Genomic DNA, 4946 nt, shown 5'->3' on the forward strand with positions numbered 1-4946 from the left:
TAGCTTCTTGATTTAATTTTCTAACTCTATAACACTTTAAAAAGTTGCCTGCCTTAGACAGCTTATTCAAGTGCGCCAATTTATGGTCTTCCTCTACTTTCTTTCACACTACTACCTCCGTATTCTGTTCTTTTGTTCATCAAAGTTGAAATATCCGGCAAAACTGCCTTTGAATTTTGAACCGTTTTGGATAACGGTTGTTCAGACGAATAGATTCTATCTGTCCGGATCGGACTCCGTCTGAGATTTTGATGTGTGATTAGTATAGCACAGAGTTTTCTCTCTGCACAGCCTCTAAATATATGAAACTACCGGAAATGCTTTTCTACATCTCCGATAGTTCCTTACATCTGATCTCTTTTCGTCAGAGAATTCCAATTGTTCTACCTATCTCCAGTAACTCTCCACATCCTTCTTTGCCTGTTCTCTGGATATTTCGAATTTCTGCATTACTCTTTGGATTGCAGCCTCTTTCTCTACTCCGAAATCATGCAATGTTTCCACAACACCTTTTACCATGCCACATTCTATTCCTTCATTATACAAATCTTCCAATGCCTTACACATATCCACAGTCCCCTTTCCCTGACTTTTCTCAATATTTCCCTTCAGCATTCTCTCCGAATGCAAAAATTCCCGTATCACATAATACGTTTCTTCATCTACATTTTGAAAATACTCTTTTCTTTCGTTTATGTACTTCAGTAAATTTTCTTTATCTCCTCTACACTGTATCATACCCAGAACTTCTTGTAAATCGCTTTTGAATCGCTCTAAATGCTCCAGATTTCCAGCATCAATCAGGTTAATCCGATAATTCGTGCATATGGCCAGTTTTTGCGGACAGCTGGGCCACATTTTCCGGCCAGTCAGAGACACAATAAGCGGACAGTTAAATTTCAAGCCATCAAGTCTTATGCCGCGAAAGGTGCTTTACATGAGTAGCTCATGATAGGCTGTTTAGCCCTGGCAAATCCGTCTCTGACGCGGTTTCCAGGCTTTGCCAATGAATCATGAGCGGTAGAGGCTCATGTCAAGCACACCGTGGAATAATGCTTGATGGCTGGCCGCCGATTATGTCTCGCACTGTCCGCCTAATATGGCACAGGTGGCCGTTTAGGCTGGCAATCTGCAATTCGTAACATATTCCTTCAAAACTGCATTTTCTTCTCATCCTCACTCCACTGCAGCATACCGTACAGATCTTTGCTTCCGTCCCACTGGTCTACGTCATAGTAGAAAACCAGTGTAAGCACCGGAATCAATCTATCATCTTTCCGAAATTTCGAAAGGAATTCTACTGTACTCATCTTTTCCACATTTTTAGTCCACATCCTTTGAATCTGCCCGACATAAGACAGACTGTCGTACAGCATATTGCGTACTGACATGGCATAGTGTACTTTTGCCTGATTCTCGCATGCCAACAAGATCAGCACTGCTTCTTTTTTCCACTTCATCACTATATCCCGATACCGGTGGACTTCCTGTTTCTTCCCATTCTTGTCCGTCATCAGGACGTCTTCTTCTCCATCTGCCGGTTCTAATTCTTCCGGCCGGATCACCTGCTCTCCATTAAATACTGTTGCGTTGAATAAATCTGCAAATCGTTTTGGATTCCCCATCCACTGCCGCACTGCAGCATTGCTCTGGCCCATACTACTACCTCCGTATTCTGTTCTTTTGTTCATCAAAGTTGAATTATTCAGCGAAACTGCCTTTGAATTTTGAACCGTTTTGGATAACGGTTGTTCAGACGGATAGATTCTATCTGTCCGGATCGGACTCCGTCTGAGATTTTGATGTGTGATTAGTATAGCACAGAGTTTTCTCTTTGCACAGCTCTAAATATATGAAACTACCGGAAATGCTTTTTACATCTCCGATAGTTTCTTACATTTGATATCTTTTCGCAATACCATCCACGCAATCTTATAGATAGAAAATACCAATTTATCAGCTTATCTCCAATAGGTCTCTACATCCTTTTCCGCTTGCTCTTTGGATATTTCAAATTTTTGCATTACTCTTTGGATTGCATCGTCCTTTTTTATTCCACAATCATACAATGTTTCCACTACGCCTTTTACTATTCCTTCATTATACAAATCTTCCAATGCCTTACACATATCCACAGTCCCCTTTCCCTGGCTTTTCTCTATATTTTCCTTCAACATTCTCTCTGAATGCAAAAATTCCCGGATCACATAATACGTTTCTTCATCTACATTTTGAAAATACTCTTTTCTTTCGTTTATGTACTTCAGTAAATTTTCTTTATCTCCTCTACACTGTATCATACCCAGAACTTCTTGTAAATCGCTTTTGAATCGCTCTAAATGCTCCAGATTTCCAGCATCAATCAGGTTAATCCGATAATTCGGAACATATTCCTTCAAAACTGCATTTTTCTTCTCATCCTCACTCCACTGCAGCATTCCGTACAGATCTTTGCTTCCGTCCCACTGGTCTACGTCATAGTAGAAAACCAGTGTAAGCACCGGAATCAATCTATCATCTTTCCGAAATTTCGAAAGGAATTCTGCTGTACTCATCTTTTCCACATTTTTAGTCCACATCCTTTGAATCTGCCCGACATAAGGCAGACTGTCATACAGCATATTGCGTACTGACATGGCATAGTGCACTTTTGCCTGATTCTCGCATGCCAATAAGATCAGCACCGCTTCTTTTTTCCACTTCATAACAATATCCCGATAACGGTGAACTTCCTGCTTCTTCCCATTTTTGTCTGTCAGCAGGATATCTTCCTCTCCATCTGCCGGTTCTAATTCTTCCGGCTGGATCACCTGCTCTCCATCAAATACTGTTGCATTGAATAAATCTGCAAATCGTTTTGGATTCCCCATCCACTGCCGCACTGCAGCATTGCTCTGGCCCATACTACTACCTCCATATTCTGTTCTTTTGTTCATCAAAGTTGAATTATTCGGCGAAACTGCCTTTGAATTTTGAACCGTTTTGGATAACGGTTGTTCAGACGAATAGATTCTATCTGTCCGGATCGGACTCCGTCTGAGATTTTGATGTGTGATTAGTATAGCACAGAGTTTTCTCTTTGCACAGCCTCTAAATATATGAAACTACCGAAAATGATTTTCTACATCTCCGGCAGTTCCTTACATTTGATCTCTTTTCGTCAGAGAATTCCAATTGTTCTACCTATCTCCAGTAACTCTCCACATCCTTCTCCGCCTGTTCTCTGGACATTTCGAATTTCTGCATTACTCTTTGAATCGCAGCATCTTTCTCCATTCCAAAATCATGCAATGTTTCCACAACACCTTTTACCATGCCACATTCCATGCCACGCTCTATTCCACGCTCCATTCCAATCTCTATTCCTTCATTATACAACTCTTCCAATGCCTTGCACATATCCACAGTCTCCTTTCCCTAGCTTTTCTCTATATTTTCCTTCAACATTCTCTCCGAATGCAAAAATTCCCGGATCACATAATACGTTTCTTCATCTACATTTTGAAAATACTCTTTTCTTTCGTTTATGTACTTCAGTAAATTTTCTTTATCTCCCCTACACTGTATCATACCCAGAACTTCTTGTAAATCGCTTTTGAATCGCTCTAAATGCTCCAGATTTCCAACATCAATCAGGTTAATCCGATAATTCGGGATATATTCCTTCAAAACTGCATTTTTCTTCTCATCCACACTCCACTTGCAGATAGCCACCTTTAGTGGCCGATGAGGCCACATTAGACGGCCAGTCAGGGCCGTATTAAACGGTCGATTTTCTGGTAAGGAACTCTATGAAATAAGGGTATCCCATAGAGTCCCCCAGACTGGCTGATATAGTTACTTTGATCTATGCTTTCTCAATGAGAACTGTAAAGCCGGTGGTGAGCCGGCGACGGATGCCATCCAGTTTTCCGTAGCATTCTTTTTCATCACTGAGATACTTGCCCCATTCATCAGGACTGTACTGACTGGTGAATAAGGTTGATGTTCCAAGATCAGCTTTCATCTTGATGAGATGGTATAAGATCTTCATACCTTCCTCCGAATATCTACTGATAGCAAAGTCATCGATAAACAAGAGCTGGATCTTTGCGTAATACTTGATCCGTTTGCGGTATCTGGTCAGAACTTCCTGTCGATTCAGAATGATTAGCTCATCTAGAAGATCAGAGTAGTCGATGTACTTGCAGCGATAATTACGTTTGCAAGCTTCAACACAGCAAGCTGACAGGAAATACGACTTGCCGGCACCGGTCACACCATAGATGCCGACATTTAATCTATCCTCAGCAAAGGTGAAACCTCGGATTTGTTCTACCACAGCATCATTATAGATTCGCCCGTTTCCGGTTTTCAGATTTTCCATTAAAGCACCCTTGTTGATAAGGCTGCTGAGCCTAAGATTGGTTTCAAACTTAGTGGCTACTCTGTCAAGGTACTGTGTTTCCAGTACTTCACGTAGAAACTGAACTGCATTATAGTTTGACAAATCAGGACTTCTCATCAGTTCAGCAAAACGGCCTGATGCAATCGGGAGATTAAGGAACTCCAGCATTTCATGGATGTCAGAATGATCAGTCTTCATGATGTGCCTCCTTTTCCTGACGCATCAGTAAGTTCTTAAGAGAATACTGACTATCGTCATCCTTGTATCGTCCTGTTACAGCTTCCTGATTTTCAGGAGATGCATCCGTCGCATCTGGTTTAGTTTCTGTATGATAGGTTGATACTGTATTGCTCACATAAGAATAGTTGCATTTACCGAAGTTGATTGCGTCTCTGCAGCACTTTTCTAGTGCTTCAGGACTATATTTCTCAGCATAACGAAGGATACCGAAACAGCTGCGGAAAGCCTGTACTGGGTAGGCATATATTTTGATCATTGCATCAATCAATGCTCTTGTGCTTGGCCCAATCTTTGATGCTTTCTGCTGGAAGTATGGAAC

The 4946-nt window shown here is 41.3% G+C and carries 6 protein-coding genes and 1 pseudogene; all 7 read right to left on the bottom strand.

Translation table 11 applies throughout. The features are described 5' to 3' along the window. Positions 1–387: 387 nt before the first annotated feature. Positions 388–738 (bottom strand): hypothetical protein, encoded by a 351-nt coding sequence (locus ACTNBF_RS16140; protein ID WP_441089674.1) that lies wholly within the window; start codon positions 736–738, stop codon positions 388–390. Between the two features lie 413 nt (positions 739–1151). Next, on the bottom strand, positions 1152–1691 hold the full coding sequence (locus ACTNBF_RS16145) for a hypothetical protein (protein WP_441089675.1): 540 nt from the start codon (positions 1689–1691) through the stop codon (positions 1152–1154). Positions 1692–1961: 270 nt separating this feature from the next. Next, on the bottom strand, positions 1962–2936 hold the full coding sequence (locus ACTNBF_RS16150; protein ID WP_441089676.1) for an Rpn family recombination-promoting nuclease/putative transposase: 975 nt from the start codon (positions 2934–2936) through the stop codon (positions 1962–1964). 247 nt (positions 2937–3183) lie between these two features. After that, a complete protein-coding gene (locus ACTNBF_RS16155) occupies positions 3184–3399 on the bottom strand; it encodes a hypothetical protein (protein WP_441089677.1) in 216 nt (71 codons plus the stop codon). A gap of 18 nt (positions 3400–3417) precedes the next feature. Beyond that, positions 3418–3693, bottom strand: coding sequence for a hypothetical protein (locus tag ACTNBF_RS16160; protein ID WP_441089678.1), 276 nt, complete (start codon positions 3691–3693; stop codon positions 3418–3420). A 154-nt stretch (positions 3694–3847) separates the two neighbouring features. Then, positions 3848–4585, bottom strand: a complete 738-nt coding sequence (locus tag ACTNBF_RS16165) for an ATP-binding protein (protein ID WP_441089679.1) — start codon at positions 4583–4585, stop codon at positions 3848–3850. Further along, positions 4575–4946: pseudogene (locus ACTNBF_RS16170) on the bottom strand (hypothetical protein); the annotation flags it as partial. The gene ACTNBF_RS16165 and the pseudogene ACTNBF_RS16170, both read right to left, overlap by 11 nt.

The organism is Bariatricus sp. HCP28S3_A4 (assembly GCF_052066395.1).
In the GTDB taxonomy this organism is placed as follows: Bacteria; Bacillota; Clostridia; order Lachnospirales; family Lachnospiraceae; genus Allocoprococcus.